Origin of the sequence: Allokutzneria sp. NRRL B-24872 (assembly GCF_002155965.1) — a bacterium.
In the GTDB taxonomy this organism is placed as follows: Bacteria; Actinomycetota; Actinomycetes; order Mycobacteriales; family Pseudonocardiaceae; genus Allokutzneria.
In genome coordinates, this window is sequence record NZ_MUMH01000100.1 from 729 (window position 1) to 18,273 (window position 17,545).

15 protein-coding genes are annotated in these 17,545 nt (G+C 70.3%); 10 read left to right on the forward strand and 5 right to left on the reverse strand.

Annotated features, from left to right (window positions below; all coding sequences use genetic code 11):
• Positions 1-80: 80 nt before the first annotated feature.
• The 3 genes from CCN37_RS24695 to CCN37_RS24705 are packed head-to-tail and all read right to left on the reverse strand — an operon-like array spanning position 81 to position 3,397.
• A complete protein-coding gene (locus CCN37_RS24695; RefSeq protein ID WP_086825173.1) occupies positions 81-719 on the reverse strand; it encodes a TetR/AcrR family transcriptional regulator in 639 nt (212 codons plus the stop codon).
• A complete protein-coding gene (locus CCN37_RS24700) occupies positions 716-2,200 on the reverse strand; it encodes a long-chain fatty acid--CoA ligase (protein ID WP_086825175.1) in 1,485 nt (494 codons plus the stop codon). The genes CCN37_RS24695 and CCN37_RS24700 overlap by 4 nt, the downstream gene beginning before the upstream one ends.
• Positions 2,201-2,209: 9 nt before the next feature.
• Positions 2,210-3,397 carry a lipase family protein gene (locus CCN37_RS24705; protein ID WP_086825177.1) on the reverse strand — a complete coding sequence of 396 codons (1,188 nt, stop codon included), beginning with the start codon at positions 3,395-3,397 and terminating at the stop codon, positions 2,210-2,212.
• 164 nt (positions 3,398-3,561) lie between these two features.
• On the opposite strand from CCN37_RS24705, the gene CCN37_RS24710 reads away from it, so the two are divergent.
• From CCN37_RS24710 to CCN37_RS24730, 5 genes are all read left to right on the forward strand, one after another.
• Positions 3,562-4,494 carry an ABC transporter ATP-binding protein gene (locus tag CCN37_RS24710; RefSeq protein WP_086825179.1) on the forward strand — a complete coding sequence of 311 codons (933 nt, stop codon included), beginning with the start codon at positions 3,562-3,564 and terminating at the stop codon, positions 4,492-4,494.
• A 10-nt stretch (positions 4,495-4,504) separates the two neighbouring features.
• Positions 4,505-5,329 (forward strand): ABC transporter permease, encoded by an 825-nt coding sequence (locus CCN37_RS24715; RefSeq protein ID WP_086825181.1) that lies wholly within the window; start codon positions 4,505-4,507, stop codon positions 5,327-5,329.
• Between the two features lie 7 nt (positions 5,330-5,336).
• The gene (locus CCN37_RS24720; protein WP_246843278.1) at positions 5,337-6,182 is read left to right on the forward strand and encodes an ABC transporter permease; all 846 of its coding nucleotides are present in this window, start codon (positions 5,337-5,339) and stop codon (positions 6,180-6,182) included.
• Positions 6,183-6,276: 94 nt separating this feature from the next.
• On the forward strand, positions 6,277-7,197 hold the full coding sequence (locus CCN37_RS24725; RefSeq protein ID WP_086825185.1) for a hypothetical protein: 921 nt from the start codon (positions 6,277-6,279) through the stop codon (positions 7,195-7,197).
• 56 nt (positions 7,198-7,253) lie between these two features.
• Positions 7,254-9,218: a TIGR03960 family B12-binding radical SAM protein gene (locus CCN37_RS24730; protein ID WP_086825187.1), complete on the forward strand. Its 1,965-nt coding sequence runs from the start codon at positions 7,254-7,256 to the stop codon at positions 9,216-9,218.
• On the opposite strand, the gene CCN37_RS24735 is transcribed toward CCN37_RS24730, so the two are convergent.
• Both CCN37_RS24735 and CCN37_RS24740 read right to left on the reverse strand, forming a co-directional pair.
• Entirely contained in the window at positions 9,205-9,708 is a 504-nt protein-coding gene (locus tag CCN37_RS24735; RefSeq protein WP_086825189.1) for a DUF6578 domain-containing protein, read from the reverse strand. The genes CCN37_RS24730 and CCN37_RS24735 overlap by 14 nt on opposite strands.
• Complete coding sequence (locus CCN37_RS24740) at positions 9,708-11,111, reverse strand: S8 family serine peptidase (protein ID WP_086825191.1); 1,404 nt, start codon at positions 11,109-11,111, stop codon at positions 9,708-9,710. The genes CCN37_RS24735 and CCN37_RS24740 overlap by 1 nt, the downstream gene beginning before the upstream one ends.
• Before the next feature lie 198 nt (positions 11,112-11,309).
• Here CCN37_RS24740 and CCN37_RS24745 point away from each other — a divergent pair, with 198 nt between their 5' ends.
• From CCN37_RS24745 to obgE, 5 genes are all read left to right on the forward strand, one after another.
• Positions 11,310-12,080 (forward strand): TIGR03936 family radical SAM-associated protein, encoded by a 771-nt coding sequence (locus CCN37_RS24745; RefSeq protein ID WP_086825194.1) that lies wholly within the window; start codon positions 11,310-11,312, stop codon positions 12,078-12,080.
• A 183-nt stretch (positions 12,081-12,263) separates the two neighbouring features.
• Positions 12,264-15,137 (forward strand): translation initiation factor IF-2 N-terminal domain-containing protein, encoded by a 2,874-nt coding sequence (locus CCN37_RS24750; protein ID WP_086825196.1) that lies wholly within the window; start codon positions 12,264-12,266, stop codon positions 15,135-15,137.
• Between the two features lie 271 nt (positions 15,138-15,408).
• Positions 15,409-15,717, forward strand: a complete 309-nt coding sequence (gene rplU / locus CCN37_RS24755; RefSeq protein ID WP_086825198.1) for a 50S ribosomal protein L21 — start codon at positions 15,409-15,411, stop codon at positions 15,715-15,717.
• Positions 15,718-15,731: 14 nt separating this feature from the next.
• Entirely contained in the window at positions 15,732-15,989 is a 258-nt protein-coding gene (gene rpmA, locus CCN37_RS24760) for a 50S ribosomal protein L27 (RefSeq protein WP_086825201.1), read from the forward strand.
• 99 nt (positions 15,990-16,088) lie between these two features.
• The gene (obgE, locus tag CCN37_RS24765; protein WP_086825203.1) at positions 16,089-17,537 is read left to right on the forward strand and encodes a GTPase ObgE; all 1,449 of its coding nucleotides are present in this window, start codon (positions 16,089-16,091) and stop codon (positions 17,535-17,537) included.
• Positions 17,538-17,545 lie beyond the last annotated feature (8 nt).

Sequence of the window (17,545 nt, forward strand, 5' to 3'; positions counted from 1 at the left end):
CCGACTCGGCCGAGTCGGCCAAGCGCGAGATCGACCTCTGGTTCGCCGGTCTCTGACGCTTCTCGCTGACCGGGGCCGCTTCAGCCCCGGTCAGCGGTCAGGCTGGTGATGGCCAGCCGCAGCAGTTCGTCGGTCACCTCGGACAGCGGGCGCTGCGCCCCGCAGACCGACCAGTAGTGCACCAGCTCGTTCACCGCGCCGATGAACGCCACGGCCGTCAGGTGGAAGTCCCTCGGCTTCGCCTCGCCGCGTTCCACCGCCCGCGCGGCCTCCGCCTCGATCAGCGCCCACCAGCGCCGCCGCCAGGCCATCCGGTGCTGCTCCACCGCCGGGCTCACCCCGATGATCTCCACGTAGGACAGCCGCGCCCAGCGCGGGTCGCTCGCGGTCGTGCCGACGTAGGCCTTGATCAGCGCGGTGATCCTGATCAGCGTGGTCGCGTCCCGGCCGGTCTCCTCGGCGGCGGCCACCACCGCGCGCAGGGCGTTGTCCAGCACCCGGTCGTGCAGCGCGATGAGCAGGGACTCCCTGCTGGGGAACTCCTCGTAGAAGTTCCTGGTGGAGACCGAGGCGGCCGAGCACAGCCGCTCGATCGAGATCGCCGAGTAGCCCTCGGTGCCGAACAGCTCCAGCCCCGCGGCCATCAGTCGTTCGCGCCGCTCGGCACGGCGGTCCTCGGCCGACCGCCCGCCGTAGTGCCGTTGCTGTGCCTCCGTCATGACCGCAGATTACCGCCGTACAGCGCGGAGAACAGCTCTGTGAACCGATCGTGGACGATCTTCCTGCGCAGCTTCATGGTCGGCGTCAGCTCCCCGGTTTCCTGGCTGAAGTCGTGTTCCAGCACGGTGAAGCGACGAATCCGCTCCGGTGGCGAGTAGGCGGAGTTGGCTCGTTCGACCGCGTCCTGCACCATCTCCAGCACCCTCGGGTGCCTGGCCAGCTCGGGAATGTCCTCGGGCAGACCGTTCTCGCTGGCCCACGGCAGGATCTCCTCGGCGTCCAAGGTGATCAGCGCGACCGCGTAGGGCATGCGGTCGCCGTACATCACCGCGTGCGAGATCCACCGGCAGCGCCGCAGGTCGTTCTCCAGGTTGGCGGGCGAGATGTTCTTGCCGCCGGCGGTGATGATGAGGTCCTTCTTGCGCCCGGTGATGTGCAGGTAGCCGTCGTTGTCGAGCGCGCCGAGGTCGCCGGTGTGCAGCCAGCCCTCCCGCACCGCCTCGCGGCTCGCGCTGTCGTTGTGGTGGTAGCCGCGAAAGACGTTGCCTCCCTTGGCGAGCACCTCGCCGTCCTCGGCGATGCGGACCTCCACGCCGGGCAACGGCCGCCCGACACTGCCGAAGCGCGTGGCACCCGGGCGGTTCGCGCTGATCACAGCGGTGGATTCGGTCATTCCGTACGCCTCGTACACCGGGACGCCGCACGCCGCGAAGAACTCCAGGATCTCCGGCGAGATCGGCGCCGCCCCGGACAGCGCCTCCCGCAACCGCCCGCCGAAAGCCCCGCGCACCAACGCGTGCACGCGCTCACGTTCCATTCCCTCCGTCAGGGCGGTGACCTTCGTGTAGACCTTCTCGAAAAGCCTTGGTACCGAAGGAAGATGCGTTGGCCGGACCTCGGTCAGCTCGGTGACGATCTCGGTGATGTCGCCGCCGAAGTACGCCAGCGTCGCGCCCCGCGCCAACGTCATCGCCTGCGTCATCCGCGCGAAGAGGTGCGCCAACGGCAGGTAGAGGTACACGACATCGCCCGCGGCCACGGTGACCAGGCTGTCGAGGGATTCGTAGGCCGCGCGCAGATTCGCCGGTGTCAGCACGCATCCCTTTGCCGGGCCGGTTGTTCCGGAGGTGTAGATGATCGTGCTCGGCTCGTCGTCCGCGCGGGCGACCGGGGCGACCGGCTCCCCGCGCGGCAGCTCCGGCGGCTCGACGAGCAGGCGCGCGCCCGAGTCGCTGAGCACCCACTCCCTTTCCTGGCGCGAGCTCGTCGGGTAGATCGGCACGCACACCGCGCCGATGCGGTCGATGGCTAGGTCGCAGATCGTCCACTCGGGACTGGTCTGCCCGAGCACGGCTACCGGGTCGCCAGGTTGGATTCCTTGTGCGACAAGCCCTCCGGCGACTCGCGCGACCTTGTCGTCGAGTTCCGCGTAGGACATCTCGCGCCACTTGCCACCTCGTTTGAAGCGCAGTGCGACCATTGCGGCTCCTCAGCAGGTGCTCGGGGCGGGCTTGCCCGCGAAGCGGTCGGCGAGCCAGGACACGGCTCCGGGAGCGCCCGTGACGGCCAGGGAGATGTGCTCGCTGACGAAGCTCTCCGTGTACTTCACGGTTGTTCCTGCGGCGCAGTACTTCCCGGCGAGCGCGCGGGCGTCGGCGGCTGGGATGATCTCGTCGTTCAGCGACTGGTAGACGAACATCGGCCCGGACGGTCTGCGCTTGCCGAGTTCGTTGGCCGCCAGCACCTTCTGGAACTGCGGGAGCTGGATCGGGTCGCGGACCGTTGTGTACTCCGAGATGCGGTGGAAGGCGTACGCGGGCGTCCACTGCACCTGGCACATGTCCTTCACCTGCTCGAAAGCCTTGCGCCCCTTGTCGTTGAGGAAGCCCTGGAGCCCCATCTCCGGGTGCGCCTGGCTCAGCCCGGTCGCCGCCGCGAGGAAGAAGCCGAAGAACGGGCCGCCGTCGATCTTGTAGCCGACGTTGCCGATGTTGGGCGGAACGCCGCCAGCTGCAACGCCCTTGAGGTTCAGTTCGGGTGCGTAGGTCGGTTGCAGCTCGGCTGCCCACGCCGACGCGAGCCCACCCTCGGAGTATCCCCAGATGCCGACCGGGCCGTTCGCGTTGAGAAGTCGTTGTGCGGCACGGACTCCGTCCAGAACCGCGTGGCCCGTGGCAGGCCCGGCGGTGTAGGTGTGCGGGTTCGGCGTCGCTGAGCCCTCGTAGTCGGTGACCACGACGGCCCACCCTTTCGCGAGCGCGAGCGACTGGAGCGCGAACTCGTACTCGATGCCCTGGCGCAGCCAGTACGACGGCGCGCAGTTCGCGCTGAGGCCGTGCGAACCGACGTTGTAGGCCACCACGGGGCGCGGTCCGCCGCCGAGCCACGGGGTGATCGGGACGAGCACGGTGGCTACGACGGCGTTGGCCCGGGCGTGGGTGCCCGTGGAGCGGTAGAGCACCTGCCACGCCTTTGTCGGCACGGGCACCACCAGGGCCTTCACGGTCACCTGACGCGAACGGAGCACGGTGCCCGGCGCGACGTCGGGGAGCGGTGTAGGTGGCTTGTAGAAGGCGTCCGCAGCGGGCACGGGGATGCCCATCGCGGCGGCCGAAGGGGCGGACATGACGCCGATCAGCAGGACCAGTGCAGCGAGGAATCCACTTCTGGGTGACATTGTCAGAGCCTTTCGTGAGGCCGACAAGAAAGAAGAAGTGCAGCTCAGCGTGCTGGTAAGAACTCTTTTCAGATGACCGTACAATCTGGCAAGTGCACTGACCAGTCCGGACCGATCCAGTAATCCGTTCCGCGCTGTCAGACCCCCGGGCTAGCCTGCTCGGCGTGACTGGGGTTGATTCACTGGTACGGGCGCGCGGCCTGGTCAAGCGCTTCGGCGACTTCACCGCCGTCGACGGCATCGACGTCGAGGTCCGCCCCGGGGAGGCGTTCGGCTTCCTCGGGCCCAACGGGGCGGGCAAGTCCTCGACCATGCGCATGATCGCGTGCGTCTCGCCGAGGTCGGGCGGTGAGCTGAGCGTGCTCGGCGACGACCCCGACGTGCACGGTCCGCGCGTGCGCGCCCGCATCGGGGTGGTGCCGCAGCAGGACAACCTCGACACGGAGCTGTCCGTGCGCGAGAACCTGTTCGTCTACGGCCGCTACTTCGGCCTGTCCAAGCGGCACGTGCGCGAGAAGGCCGAGGAGCTGCTGGACTTCGCGCAGCTCGCCGACCGCGCCGACCACCAGGTGGAGCCGCTCTCCGGCGGGATGAAGCGGCGGCTCACCATCGCCAGGTCGCTGGTCAACGACCCCGAGCTGCTGCTGCTCGACGAGCCCACCACCGGGCTCGACCCGCAGGCGCGGCACCTGCTGTGGGACCGGCTGTTCCGGCTCAAGCAGCAGGGCGTGACGCTGATCGTCACCACCCACTACATGGACGAGGCCGAGCAGCTGTGCGACCGGCTGGTCGTCATGGACAACGGCAAGATCGCCGCCGAGGGCTCGCCGGGGGAGCTGATCGCGAAGTACTCCACCCGCGAGGTGCTGGAGCTGCGCTTCGCGCCCGGTCAGCAGCACGCGGCCCTGCCCGACGTGCAGGGGCTCGCCGACCGGATCGAGGAGCTGCCCGACCGGCTGCTGCTCTACACCGCCGACGGCGAGGCCGCGCTGGCCGCCGCGCACCAGCGCGGGGTGTCGCCGGTGGCCAGTCTCGTCCGCAGATCCAGCCTGGAGGACGTGTTCCTCCGGCTCACCGGCCGCACGCTGGTGGACTGAGGGAGCCGGGATGACTGTGACAACGCGGCACGAGGTCGCCAGGTCCACCGGGCGCACCGTCGGCTCGGTCCGGGCCTCGCTGCTGGTGGTCGAGGGCCTGTGGATGTGGTACCGGCGCAACTGGCGCGCCACGGTGTTCTCCAGCGTGGTGACACCGGTGCTGTTCCTGCTCTCGCTCGGGCTCGGCCTCGGCACGCAGATCCGCGCGGGCGCCGTCCCCGGCGGCTCGACCTACATCGCCTTCCTCGCCCCGGCGCTGCTGGTGTCCTCGGCCGTGCAGAACGCGGCGATGGACTCCACCTACCCCATCCTGTCCGGCTTCAAGTGGCAGAAAACGTTCTGGGGAATCGTTTCCACGCCGATCACCGCTGGTCAGATCGTCGCGGGGCGCTTCGTCTGGCTCGCGGCCCGGCTGCTGTTCTCCGGTGTCGCCTTCATGGTGGTCGCCGCGTTCTTCGGCGGGGTCCAGGGACCGAGCGTGCTGGTCTCGCTGGTCGCGGCGGTGCTCGCGGGCCTGGCCTTCGCAGCGCCGATCGTGGCCTTCGCCGCCACCATCACGAAGGAGGGGCAGGAGTTCAACCTGCTCTTCCGCTTCGTGGTCATGCCGATGACGTTGTTCGCCGGAACCTTCTTCCCGGTCTCGCAGCTACCCGTGTTCGTCCAGCCGCTGGCGTGGATCACGCCGCTGTGGCACGGCACGGAGCTGTCCAGGGGAGCCGCCTTCGGCACGCTGGAGGTGCTGCCCGCGCTGGGCCACCTCGCCTACCTGCTGCTCTGGCTCGGCGTCGGCGTCGCGCTGGCCCGCAGGACCTTCCGCGCCCGGTTGATGGTCTGAGGACGACATGCCTGCTGATGTGATGACCCCTGGTGGGACGGCCGCGCAGCGCTCCGGCCTGCTGCTGCGCGTGCTGCCGAGCTCGATGTACGCGGGCCGCGCCAGCGTGCTGGTCGAACGCTCGTTCCTGGTGAACCGGCGGGCCTGGCTGGCGATCTTCTCCGGCTTCTTCGAGCCGCTGTTCTACCTGCTCGCGCTCGGTGTCGGCTTCGGCAGCCTGGTCGGCGAGGTGACCGGTCCCGGCGGCGAGGTGATCAGCTACGCGGCCTTCGTCGCCCCGGCGCTGCTGGCCTCCTCGGCGATGAACGGCGCGATCTACGACGCCACGTTCAACATCTTCTTCAAGTTCAAGTACGCCAAGCTCTACGACGCCATGCTGGCCACCCCGCTCGGCCCGGTCGACGTGGCCATCGGCGAGATCGCGTGGGCCCTGCTGCGCGGCGGCGCCTACGCGGCGGGCTTCCTCGTGGTGATGCTCGGCATGGGCCTGATCGCCTCGCCGTGGGGGCTGCTCGCGCTGCCCGCCGCACTGCTCGTCGCGCTCGCCTTCGCCGCCGTCGGCATGGCCGTGACCACCTTCATGCGCTCGTGGCAGGACTTCGACCTCGTGCAGCTGGTGATCCTGCCGATGTTCCTGTTCTGCACCACCTTCTACCCGCTGTCGGTCTACCCCGGCGCGCTCCAGGCCGTCGTCCAGTGCCTGCCGCTCTACCACGCGGTCGAGCTGATGCGCGCCCTCACCACCGGCGTCGTCGGCTGGAGCGCCCTCGTCCACGTCGGCTACTTCGTGGTCATGGCCGCCATCGGTCTCTTCTACGCCTCCCGCCGCCTCGGCAAGCTCCTCCTCACCTGACCCACGTGCGTCGAGTTGTCCACATCGACCCCGTCCATCCACAGATTGCCGCCAGCGCACTCCGGCCCGGCTCCGGGCGGGGCACGCTCGATCCATGGACGACTGGTGGAAGCCCCTGTTGGAACCGGACGGGCTGCTCCTCCGCGAACGCGCACTGGCGGAGGCCGACCCTGACGCGCTGCACGTCGCGCTGCGGTCCGGCCGACTTCGGCGGGTGCAACGCGGCGTCTACCTGCCGAGGACCGTCGAGGCGACACCGCTGACCGTCGCCCGCGCGGCGATCCTGAGCTCGGCGGTGCCCTACGCCGTGGCGAGCCATGACACCGCCGCTCGCGTTCACGGCATCGCCCTGCCTGAGGCCGCGAGGCGCGAGCACGTGACCGTCCCCGGTGACGCCCGCAAGCGGGACCGGGCGGACCTGGTGTTCCACACGCGGGCGCTGGAGCTGGGTGAAGTCGAGTTGCGCCAAGGGATACCCGTGACGACCGTGCCGCGCACGCTCGCGGACCTCGCCGCCAGGCTGGCGAGGTTGCCCGCCGTGTGGGCGCTCGACGACGCCTTCCGCCGAGGGCTCTGCACGCCGCAGCAGGTCCAGCGTGCCGTGGCCAACTGGCGCGGCGGCTCCGGGTGCGTCCAGGCTCGGACCGCGCTCGCGGGCGCGGACGGACGCGCGGAGACGATCTTGGCGACGGCCGCCAGGCTCGCGCTCGCCGACGCCGGACTGCCGTTGCCGCGGACGCAGTTCGAGGTCCTCGACGGCGCGGGGAGGTTCCTCGCGCGACTCGATGGAGCCTTCCCCGAGGAGCGCGTGGGGTTGGCGTTCGACAGGCGATCGGTGCACACGGCTCAGGAAGTGCTCTACCGGGACCGCGCGCGGCAGAACGACCTCATGGAGCTGGGGTGGGTGCTGCTGCGCTTCACCTGGTGGGACGTCGTGGAGCAGCCGGGGCGGTTCGTCGACGCGGTGTCGCGCACGGTGGCAAGGCGCCGCGCGACGGTTCATCCAGCGAGGTAGGAGGCTTGTGGGCGGCGTATGTGGTGCTCTGCGGCGGAGCAACTACCCTGGTCGACGTGAGTGTGCAGTCAGTGTTCGCCCAGTTGGAGCCGTTGCTGCCGCAGGTGTCGAAGCCGGTCCAGTACGTCGGTGGCGAGCTGAACGCCACCACCAAGGACTGGGAAGCCACGTGCGTGCGGTGGTGCCTGATGTACCCCGACGCGTACGAGGTCGGCCTGCCCAACCAGGGCGTGATGATCCTCTACGAGATCCTGAACGAGCAGCAGGACGTGCTCGCCGAGCGCACCTACGCGGTGTGGCCGGACATGGAAGCGCTGATGCGCGAGCACGACGTCCCGCAGTTCACGGTGGACGCGCACCGCCCGGTCGGCGACTTCGACCTGTTCGGGGTCAGCTTCTCCACGGAGCTGGGCTACACGAACCTGCTCACGGCGCTGGACCTGGCGAAGATCCCGCTGCACGCGGCCGACCGCACCGAAGAGCACCCGATCGTCGTCTCCGGCGGGCACGCGGCGTTCAACCCGGAGCCGATCGCGGACTTCATCGACTGCGCGGTGCTCGGCGACGGTGAGGAAGCCGTCCTGGAGATCACCGACATCGTCCGGAAGTGGAAGAACGAGGGCAGCCCCGGCGGGCGCCGCGAGATCCTGCTTCGCCTCGCCGAGACCGGCGGCGTGTACGTGCCGCAGCTCTACGACGTGGAGTACCTGCCGGACGGCCGCATCCAGCGCGTGGTGCCCAACGCCGACCGCGTGCCGTACCGGGTCTTCAAGCGCACCACCATGGACCTCGACGAGTGGCCGTACCCGAAGCAGCCGCTGGTCCCGCTCGCGGAGAGCGTGCACGAGCGGATGAGCGTGGAGATCTTCCGCGGCTGCACGCGCGGGTGCCGCTTCTGCCAGGCCGGGATGATCACGCGCCCGGTGCGCGAGCGCTCCATCGAGGGCATCGGCGCGATGGTCGAGCGGGGCCTCGCCGCGACCGGCTTCGAGGAGGTCGGCCTGCTCTCGCTCTCCAGCGCCGACCACTCCGAGATCGCCGAGGTGACCAAGGGGCTCGCCGACCGCTACGAGGGCACCAACACCGGGCTGAGCCTGCCGAGCACCCGGGTCGACGCGTTCAACATCGACCTGGCCAACGAGCTCTCCCGCAACGGTCGCCGCTCCGGCCTGACCTTCGCGCCGGAGGGCGGCAGCGAGCGCCTGCGCCGCGTGATCAACAAGATGGTGTCCGAGGAGGACCTCATCCGCACGGTCAGCGCCGCGTTCTCCAACGGCTGGCGCCAGGTGAAGCTGTACTTCATGTGCGGCCTGCCGACCGAGACCGACGACGACGTCCTGCAGATCGCGGAGATGGCCAAGAACGTCATCCGCGCGGGCCGGGAAGCGTCCGGCCGCAAGGACATCCGCTGCACGATCTCCATCGGCGGGTTCGTGCCGAAGCCGCACACGCCGTTCCAGTGGGCCGCGCAGTGCGACCCGGACACCGTGGACTCGCGGCTGCGCAAGCTCCGCGAGGCGGTCAACTCCGACCGCAAGCTCGGCCGCAACATCGGCATGCGCTACCACGACGGCAAGCCCAGCCTCATCGAAGGACTGCTCTCCCGGGGCGACCGCCGCGTCGGCCGGGTCATCGAGCGGGTGTGGCGCGAGGGCGGGCGCTTCGACGGCTGGAGCGAGCACTTCTCCTACCAGCGCTGGATCGACGCCGCCGGGGCGGAGCTGCCGTCGCTGGGCGTGGACCTGGACTGGTTCACCACCAGGGAGCGCGAGGAGAACGAGGTCCTGCCGTGGGACCACCTCGACTCGGGCCTGGACAAGGAATGGCTCTGGTCGGACTGGCAGGACGCCCTCGACGAGCACGAGCAGGACGACTGCCGCTGGACGCCGTGCTTCGACTGCGGCGTGTGCCCGGCGATGAACACCGACATCCAGGTCGGCCCGACCGGGCGCAAGCTGCTGCCGATCTCCCCGGTCGGCAAGGGCTCCCCGGTCAGCAACCCCGCCTTCAGCGGAGGCTGACCTCCAGGTCGACGAGCATCCCGACACCCCAGCGCCCCGCCTCGCGCTGCGCTGGGGTGGGGGAGATCGCTTCGCTCTCCCACAGCTCGGTGAACGTCTCCGTGCCCGGAACCCGGTGCCACGTCGGCGTTCCGGGGTCGTTGCGGTGTTGCACGGACATCTGCCGGATGCGTCGGACGAAGCCGGTGGTCGCGGGCACGGCAGGGGTGCTGTGGCGCTCCTCGTGCAGCACCCCGACGATCTCCGCCAGACCGTCCTTTGTGGACGGATCAGGCCAGAGCACGTGCAGCTCGCCCGAACTCAAGTGTGCGCCGGGGCCGTCCGGAATCGCATCCACGCCAAGGGAAAGACGCATCTGGTCCGGCGGGCTCAGAAACTCTGGGCGGTCGTTGAAATAACACAACTGCCACGTCACGCGATCGCCGATCTTGAACGGGTCGCCGCAGCACTCGTACTGCCAGTCCTCGATCAGGACGGGGACGACCGCCATCAGCGCACCGCGTTCAACGCGTTGACCAGACCGTGCCCGTAGAAGCCGTTGTAGTCCGCGTAACCGGAGCACGCCGCGTCCTGGGCACCGTCGTCGTTGAGGTCGTAGTCGCTCGGGCAGGGCAGCGTTTCCGCCTGGTTGCTCAACATCTTCGTCAGCGCGGTCGGCCCGGCAGACGGGAAGCGCGACGCCAACAGGGCCGCGACCCCCACCACGTGCGGAGTCGCCATCGAGGTGCCGCAGTAGTAGCCGTACCCCGCGGGCACGGTGGAGAGCACGCAACCCTGGTTGGCGGACTGCGGCTTCTGCCGGTGGTCGCCGCCGGGAGCGGTCAGGTCGGCGATGCCGAGCCCGTAGGAGCTGTAGCTCGCCTTCGTGCGGTCCGCGCCGATCGAGGACACGCCGATCACCCCGCGCAGCTCACCGGGGAGCGCGTCGCACTTCGCGCTGGCGAGGTTGGTGCCCTCGTTGCCGATCGCCGCGACCGTCAGCACGCCCCGGTTCGTCGCGTAGGTGACCGCGCGCCGCATGGCCTCGTGCACCACCCACTGCTCGCTGCCCTTGTCCTTGCAGGTCAACGTCCACGGCCCGGCGGTGAAGCTGCTGTTGACCACGCGCACGCCCTTGGTCGCGGCCCACATGAAGCCGCACACGGCCGACTCCGGGGAGACGTAGCCGTCGTCGTCGACCACCTTGACCGAGGCCAGCCGCACGCCCGGGGCGACGCCGGTGGTGCCCTTGCCGTCGTTGGCCGCCGCGATGGTGCCCGCGACGTGGGTGCCGTGCTCGAAGGCGGACGGCTGCCACGCCTCGCGCCTGGTGTCGGGGGCGCCGGAGACGCAGCCCGCCGAGACCGAGGGGTCAACGGCCGCGGCCAGGTCCGGGTGCCCCGCGTCGATGCCGGAGTCCAGCACGCCGACGACGACCGAGCGGCTGCCGACCGAGTACCGGTGCGCCTCGTCGGCCTTGATCATCGACATGTCCCACTGCTCGCCGGAGCGGTCCGTCGTGGCCACCGACGGGCTCGCCTTGATCGCCGCGGTGAGCCGGCTGCGGTTCTTGCGCTTGCTCGCCGAGCCCTGCCCGCCCAGCTCCTGCTGGGTGCTGAAGGCGCGGGCGTCGGAGAGGCGGTCGGTGAACGCGCGGTCCTTGGAACTGGCGACCGCGACCCCGATCTGGGAGTAGAAGGTCACGGTCTCGCCACAGGCCGCGCCGATCCGGCGCTGGGCCTCCTCGGCCCGCGTGCCCTGGTCGAAGACCACGATGTAGCGCAGCGACTTCCCGATCCCGCAGGGCTGTCCGGGCTCCGCTCCCGCGAGGCCGGGGGCCGCCGCCAGTCCCGCGACGAGCAGCACGGAGCAGACCGCGGCGCGGCGCGCACCGTTACCGCGGGTCAGCGGCACGGGGGACCTCCATCAGTGGGGAAGTGCTTCCTTCGATGAAACCGGAAGGTAGCCATCCAGGCACCGGGCAGACAAGCGGGTGACAGCCTGAATGCGTTCCCGGGGGTTGACGGGGCACAATGACCTGCCTGGTTAGACCACCTCCGCCGAGGAGCAGTCCTGAGCGCTCAGCACCAACCCAACCCGTCAGCGGCCGCCGTGCAGAAGCTGCGCATCAGATACGCCAAACGGGGGCGTCTGCGTTTCACGTCACACCGTGACGTGGCGCGCACCTTCGAGCGCGCGCTGCGCCGCGCCGGCGTCCCGATGGCCTACTCCCAGGGCTTCAACCCGCGCCCCAAGGTGTCCTGGATCGGCGCCGCGCCGACCGGGACGGCAAGCGAGGCGGAGTACGTCGAGGTCTCGGTGGTCGACCGGATCGACGCGGCGGCGCTGGCCGAGGAGCTGGACACGGCGCTGCCGCCGGGGCTGGACGTCATCGAGGCCGTGGAAGCGGAGTCCGGCTCGCTCGCCGACCGCATCGACGGCTGCCGGTGGCGGATCGAGCTGCCCGGTGTCGACCCCGATGAGCTGGGCAGGGCCGTCGAACTGCTGCTCGCCGCGCCCGAGGTCGTGGTGCAGAAGCTGACCAAGGACGGTCGCAAGGACATCGACGCGCGAGCTGCGATTGTGTCCGCCGAGGTCGTCAGGGAAGTTGAAGTCACTACCACTCGGGTGGGCGATGGAGCCGAAGGCACCCGGAGGTGTGGGATACTCAGCACGGTCGTACGGCAGACACAGCCTGTTGTCCGGCCGGATGACGTGTTGAGTGCGCTTCGCGTCGTCGCCGACCTGCAACCGCCGGTACCCGCGAAGGCGATCCGGATGGCTCAGGGGCGGCTCGACGACAGCGGAGCACTCACGGACCCGTTCGCCAACGACCGGGAGCCGACTCGGGCCACGAGCGGCTTACCTGCAGTCGGGGAGTAGGGGTCGGGCCCGGCGCGTCGTCGCTCGATGACCTGTTGCCCTAGGTACCCGTGTCCAACCGATTCGGGGGCCGGGTGACGAAGGCAGGATTTCCGCCGCTGCACGCGGCGGCGACTGGACGAGAGAGGAGCCCCTGCGCGGCCGCGTCGGCACTGTCGACGCGCCCGGGGGCGAGGGAGCTACATGCCGAAAACCGAGAGCCCTGCCGGCAGCGCCGGCGGGGACAGCACCGCATTCGACCTTCCGGCCAAGCTGCGGGTCCACGCGCTCGCCAAGCTGCTGGGCGCCAGCAGCCGCGAGGTGATGGCCACCCTGGTCGAGCTGGGTTTCGCGGTCAGCAGCGCGCAGTCGAGCATCACCAGGGAGGTCGCGACCCAGGTCGTCGACCACCTGGCGCCTGACGACGACACCGCTGACACCGCAGACGTGGCCGACACCGAGGACGCCGACCCCGTCGACGAGGTCGTCGAGGTCGTCGAACCGGCTCCCGCGCCCGCCGCGCTGACGCCGCTGTTCGCCGCGCCGCAGGCGGTGTTCCTGCCGCCGCAGCCCGCCGAAGCCGCGCCCGCCGCGCAGGAGGCCCCGGCCAAGGCGAGCCGCTCCGGCAAGGTCGCCAAGCCCAGCCGCAAGCGGGTCTCGCTGACCGAGGCCGACCTGGACCCCGACGCCAGCGAGGTCGACGACCTGCCGCACGACGAGGACCTCGGCGGCGAGGACGGTGACGACGACGCGAACACCCGTCGCCGCCGTCGCCGCGGCCGTCGCGGCCGTGGCCGGGGCAAGGGCCACTCCGAGCTCGGCGACGACATCGACGACGAGGACGTCTCCGACCAGGAGCTGCCCGCGCACGTCGCCGTCTCCGACGAGGCCGAGCAGGGCGAGGACGACTCCGCGGAGGACTCCGCCGACGACTCCGGCGAGGGCGGCAACAAGCGCCGCAGGCGCCGCCGCCGTCGCAAGGGCAACGCCGAGGACGACGCGTCCAGCCGCGACGACGACCCGCCCAACACGGTCGTGCACGTGCGGGAGAGCCGCCCGGAGCGCGAGCCCGCCACCTCCTCCGACGACGAGGTGCGCAGCGTCAAGGGCTCGACCCGCCTCGAGGCCAAGCGCCAGCGCCGCAGGGACGGCCGCGAGGCCGGTCGCCGCCGCGCGCCGATCCTGAGCGAGTCGGAGTTCCTGGCCCGCCGCGAGTCGGTGGACCGCAAGATGGTCGTCCGCGAGCAGGGCGAGCGCATCCAGATCGCCGTGCTGGAGGACGGGGTGCTCGTCGAGCACTTCGTCACCTCGGCGGGCTCCGGCTCGCTGGTCGGCAACGTCTACCTGGGCCGCGTGCAGAACGTGCTGCCCAGCATGGAGGCGGCCTTCGTCGACATCGGCCGCGGCCGCAACGCGGTGCTCTACGCGGGCGAGGTGGACTGGGACGCCGCCGGTCTCGAGGGCAAGTCCCGCAAGATCGAGCAGGCGCTCTCCACCGGCGACAGCGTGCTGGTGCAGGTCACCAAGGACCCGGTCGGGCACAAGGGCGCCCGGCTGACCACCCAGATCAGCCTGCCCGGCCGCTTCCTGGTCTACGTGCCTGCCGGCGGTGCCACCGGGATCAGCCGCAAGCTGCCCGACGTGGAGCGGCGCAGGCTCAAGGAGATCCTCAAGCGGATCGTCCCCGACGACGCCGGCGTGATCATCCGCACCGCCGCCGAGGGCGTCAGCGAGGAGGCCCTCGCCCGCGACGTGACCCGGCTGCAGGCGCAGTGGGAGGTCGTCAAGGGCAAGGCCCACGGCGCCCCCGGGGTGTCCAAGGCCGGCGCGCCCTCGCTGCTCTACGAGGAGCCCGATCTGCTGATCAAGGTCATCCGCGACATGTTCACGGAGGACTTCTCGGCGCTGGTCGTCCAGGGCGGGCACGCGTGGGAGACGATCGAGCCCTACGTCCAGCACGTGGCCCCGGACCTGGCGTCGCGCCTGCGCAGGCACACCGGCGTCAACGACGTGTTCACCGAGTACCGGGTGAACGAGCAGATCACCAAGGCGCTGGACCGCAAGGTGTGGCTGCCCTCGGGCGGCTACCTGGTCATCGACCGCACCGAGGCGATGACCGTCATCGACGTCAACACCGGCAAGTTCACCGGCTCCGGGGGCAACCTCGAGGAGACGGTCACCCGCAACAACCTGGAGTCGGCCGAGGAGATCGTCCGCCAGCTCCGGCTGCGCGACATCGGCGGCATCATCGTCATCGACTTCATCGACATGGTGCTGGAGTCCAACCGGGACCTGGTGCTGCGCAGGCTGACCGAGTGCCTCGGCCGCGACCGGACCCGGCACCAGGTCGCCGAGGTGACCTCGCTCGGCCTGGTGCAGATGACCCGCAAGCGGGTGGGCACCGGTCTGCTGGAGGCCTTCAGCAGCACCTGTGAGCACTGCCGGGGACGTGGCCTGGTGGTGACCACCGATGTCGGCAACGGCAACGGCTCGCACAACCACGGCAACGGCAACAACGGCGGTGGCGGCAACAACGGCAACGGCAACGGCGGCGGCAAGGAGAGCAAGCGGCAGCGCCAGCGCAACCGCGCCAACGCCGAGGCCGCGCAGGCCGAGGCCGACGCTCAGCAGGAGAAGAAGGCCGACGAGGCCAAGAGCTCCGAGCCCAAGCAGCCCGTCGAGGTCGCCGCCCAGCCCGAGCCCGTGACCGCCGAACCGGTGGCCAAGGAGCCCGTGGTCGAGGCCGCTCCCGCGGAGGTGGCCCCCGAGGTCGCCGCCGACGCGGCCCCGCCGGAGCGCCGCCGTCAGCGCCGTCGCCGCAGCAGCGAGCGCCCGTCCGGCCCGCCGAAGGAGCAGAGCTCCGAGAACGGTGCCGCCGAGGTGCACATCGCGACTCCGCGCGAGGAGAACGCCGCGACGGCTCCCGCTGCCAAGTCCGGGGAGCACGCCCCGGCAGAACCCGTTGCGCCGCCTCAGGACCCCGTTGCGGCGGTGTCGGTGACCACGCGTCGCCGCACCTCCCGTCGCGCCGCCTCACGGCCCGCAGGACCGCCTCAGGGCGCTGCGAAGGAAGCCTGACCCACCGCGTCACCCTGGAACGCCCATCGACTCTCTCCGGTCGGTGGGCGTTCCGGCGTTCCCGGTGCTGCTCAGCGCGGGTGTGGCGGAGCACGTGACCACCCGGTTTGACCCTGTTCCCGGCCGCCCCGTACTCTGTCGTACGGCCCGCCATCAGGCGGGTTCTGTTGTGCGAAAGCCCGCGAATGTGTTGTGGCAACGCACGCGTCGTCCCATCGCGGAGAACCACAGAGCGCGATATCGACACCGAGCAGCAGGAGACTTCCGAACCATGTACGCGATCGTCAAGACCGGCGGCAAGCAGTACAAGGTGGCTGTCGGGGACGTCGTCGAGGTCGAGAAGCTCGAAGGCGAGCCGGGCACCGAGGTCAACTTCCCGGCGCTGCTCGTCGTCGACGGCGGCGATGTGATCGCCGACACCGACACCCTCGGCAAGGTCGCCGTGACCGGCAAGGTCGTCGAGCAGACCAAGGGTCCCAAGATTGTCATCCACAAGTTCAAGAACAAGACCGGCTACCACAAGCGACAGGGTCACCGTCAGCGGCTGACCCGTGTCGAGGTCACCGGCATCAACAAGTGAGGGTCTGACCAGCCATGGCACACAAAAAGGGTGCATCCAGCTCTCGTAACGGCCGCGACTCCAACGCCCAGCGGCTCGGCGTGAAGCGCTTTGGTGGTCAGGTCGTCAGCGCAGGCGAGATCCTGGTTCGCCAGCGTGGTACCAAGTTCCACCCGGGTGTCGACGTCGGCCGCGGCAGCGACGACACCCTGTTCGCGCTCGCCGCCGGTGCGGTGAAGTTCGGCATCAAGCGCGGTCGCAAGACCGTGAACATCGTTCCGGCCGAGGCCTGACAGGTCTCACCGAGCGATACACGCTCACCACTTCAGGGGCGGGACCGGGCTAGCACCGGACCGCCCCTGAAGTGTGTTCATCGGCAGTAGGAGGAAGTCGTGTCACGTTTCGTCGACCGCGTGGTCCTGCACGCGGCGGGGGGCGAGGGCGGCAACGGGTGCGCCTCGGTGCACAAGGAGAAGTTCAAGCCGCTCGGCGGGCCGGACGGGGGCAACGGGGGCAACGGCGGTGACGTCGTGCTCGTCGTGGACTCCAGCGTGCACACGCTGCTCGACTTCCACTTCCGCCCGCACCACGCCGGGGGCAACGGCAAGCAGGGCCAGGGCGGCATGCGCAACGGCGCGATGGGCGCCGGCCTGGAACTGCCGGTGCCCAACGGCACCGTGGTGATGAGCGAGGACGGCGAGGTCATCGCCGACCTCGTCGGCGAGGGCACCCGGCTGATCGCCGCGCAGGGCGGACGGGGCGGGCTCGGCAACGCCGCGCTGTCCTCCAAGGCGCGCAAGGCCCCCGGCTTCGCGCTGCTCGGCGAGCCCGGTGAGCGCAGGAACCTGGTTCTGGAGCTGAAGTCGGTCGCCGACGTCGGCCTGCTCGGCTTCCCCTCCGCGGGCAAGTCCTCGCTGATCGCGGTGCTCTCCGCGGCTCGGCCCAAGATCGCCGACTACCCGTTCACCACCCTGGTGCCCAACCTCGGCGTCGTCACCGCTGGCGAGACGGTGTTCACCGTCGCCGACGTGCCGGGGCTTATCCCCGGGGCCAGCCAGGGCAAGGGCCTCGGCCTGGACTTCCTCCGGCACATCGAGCGCTGCGCGGTGCTGGTGCACGTCATCGACTGCGCCACCTACGAGCCGGACCGCGACCCGATCTCCGACATCGACGCCCTGGAGCGGGAGCTCGCGCTCTACACGCCCTCGCTCGGCGGGGACCTGGCCGAACGGCCCAGGATGGTCGTGCTCAACAAGATCGACATCCCGGACGGCCGGGACATGGCCGAGTTCGTCGAGGCCGAGCTGAAGGCGCGCGACCTGCCGGTGTTCAAGATCTCCACGGCCAGCCGGGAGGGTCTGCGCGAGCTGACCTTCGCGATGGCCAAGGTCGTCGAGGACTATCGCGCGAACAAGCCGGTCGAGGAGGACACCCGGGTCGTGCTGCGGCCGAAGGCGGTCAACGAGACCGGCTTCACCGTCGAGCCGGACCCGGAGACCCCCGGCGGCTTCATCGTCCGCGGTGAGCGGCCGGAGCGCTGGGTCCTGCAGACCTACTTCGGCAACAGCGAGGCAGTCGGCTACCTGGCCGACCGGCTCGCCCGCCTCGGTGTCGAGGAGGAGCTGGCGAAGCGGGGTGCTGAGCCCGGCTGCTCGGTGACCATCGGCGAGATGACCTTCGACTGGGAGCCGACGACGCCCGCGGGCATCGCGCTGGCCATGGAGGTGCGCGGCGAGGACCCGCGCCTGGACCGCACCGACCGGATCTCGGCCGCCGACCGCAAGCAGGCCCGCCGGGTCCGCCGCGGTCAGGTGGCGGAGGACGAGGACGACGAGGAGTGACGTCGGGC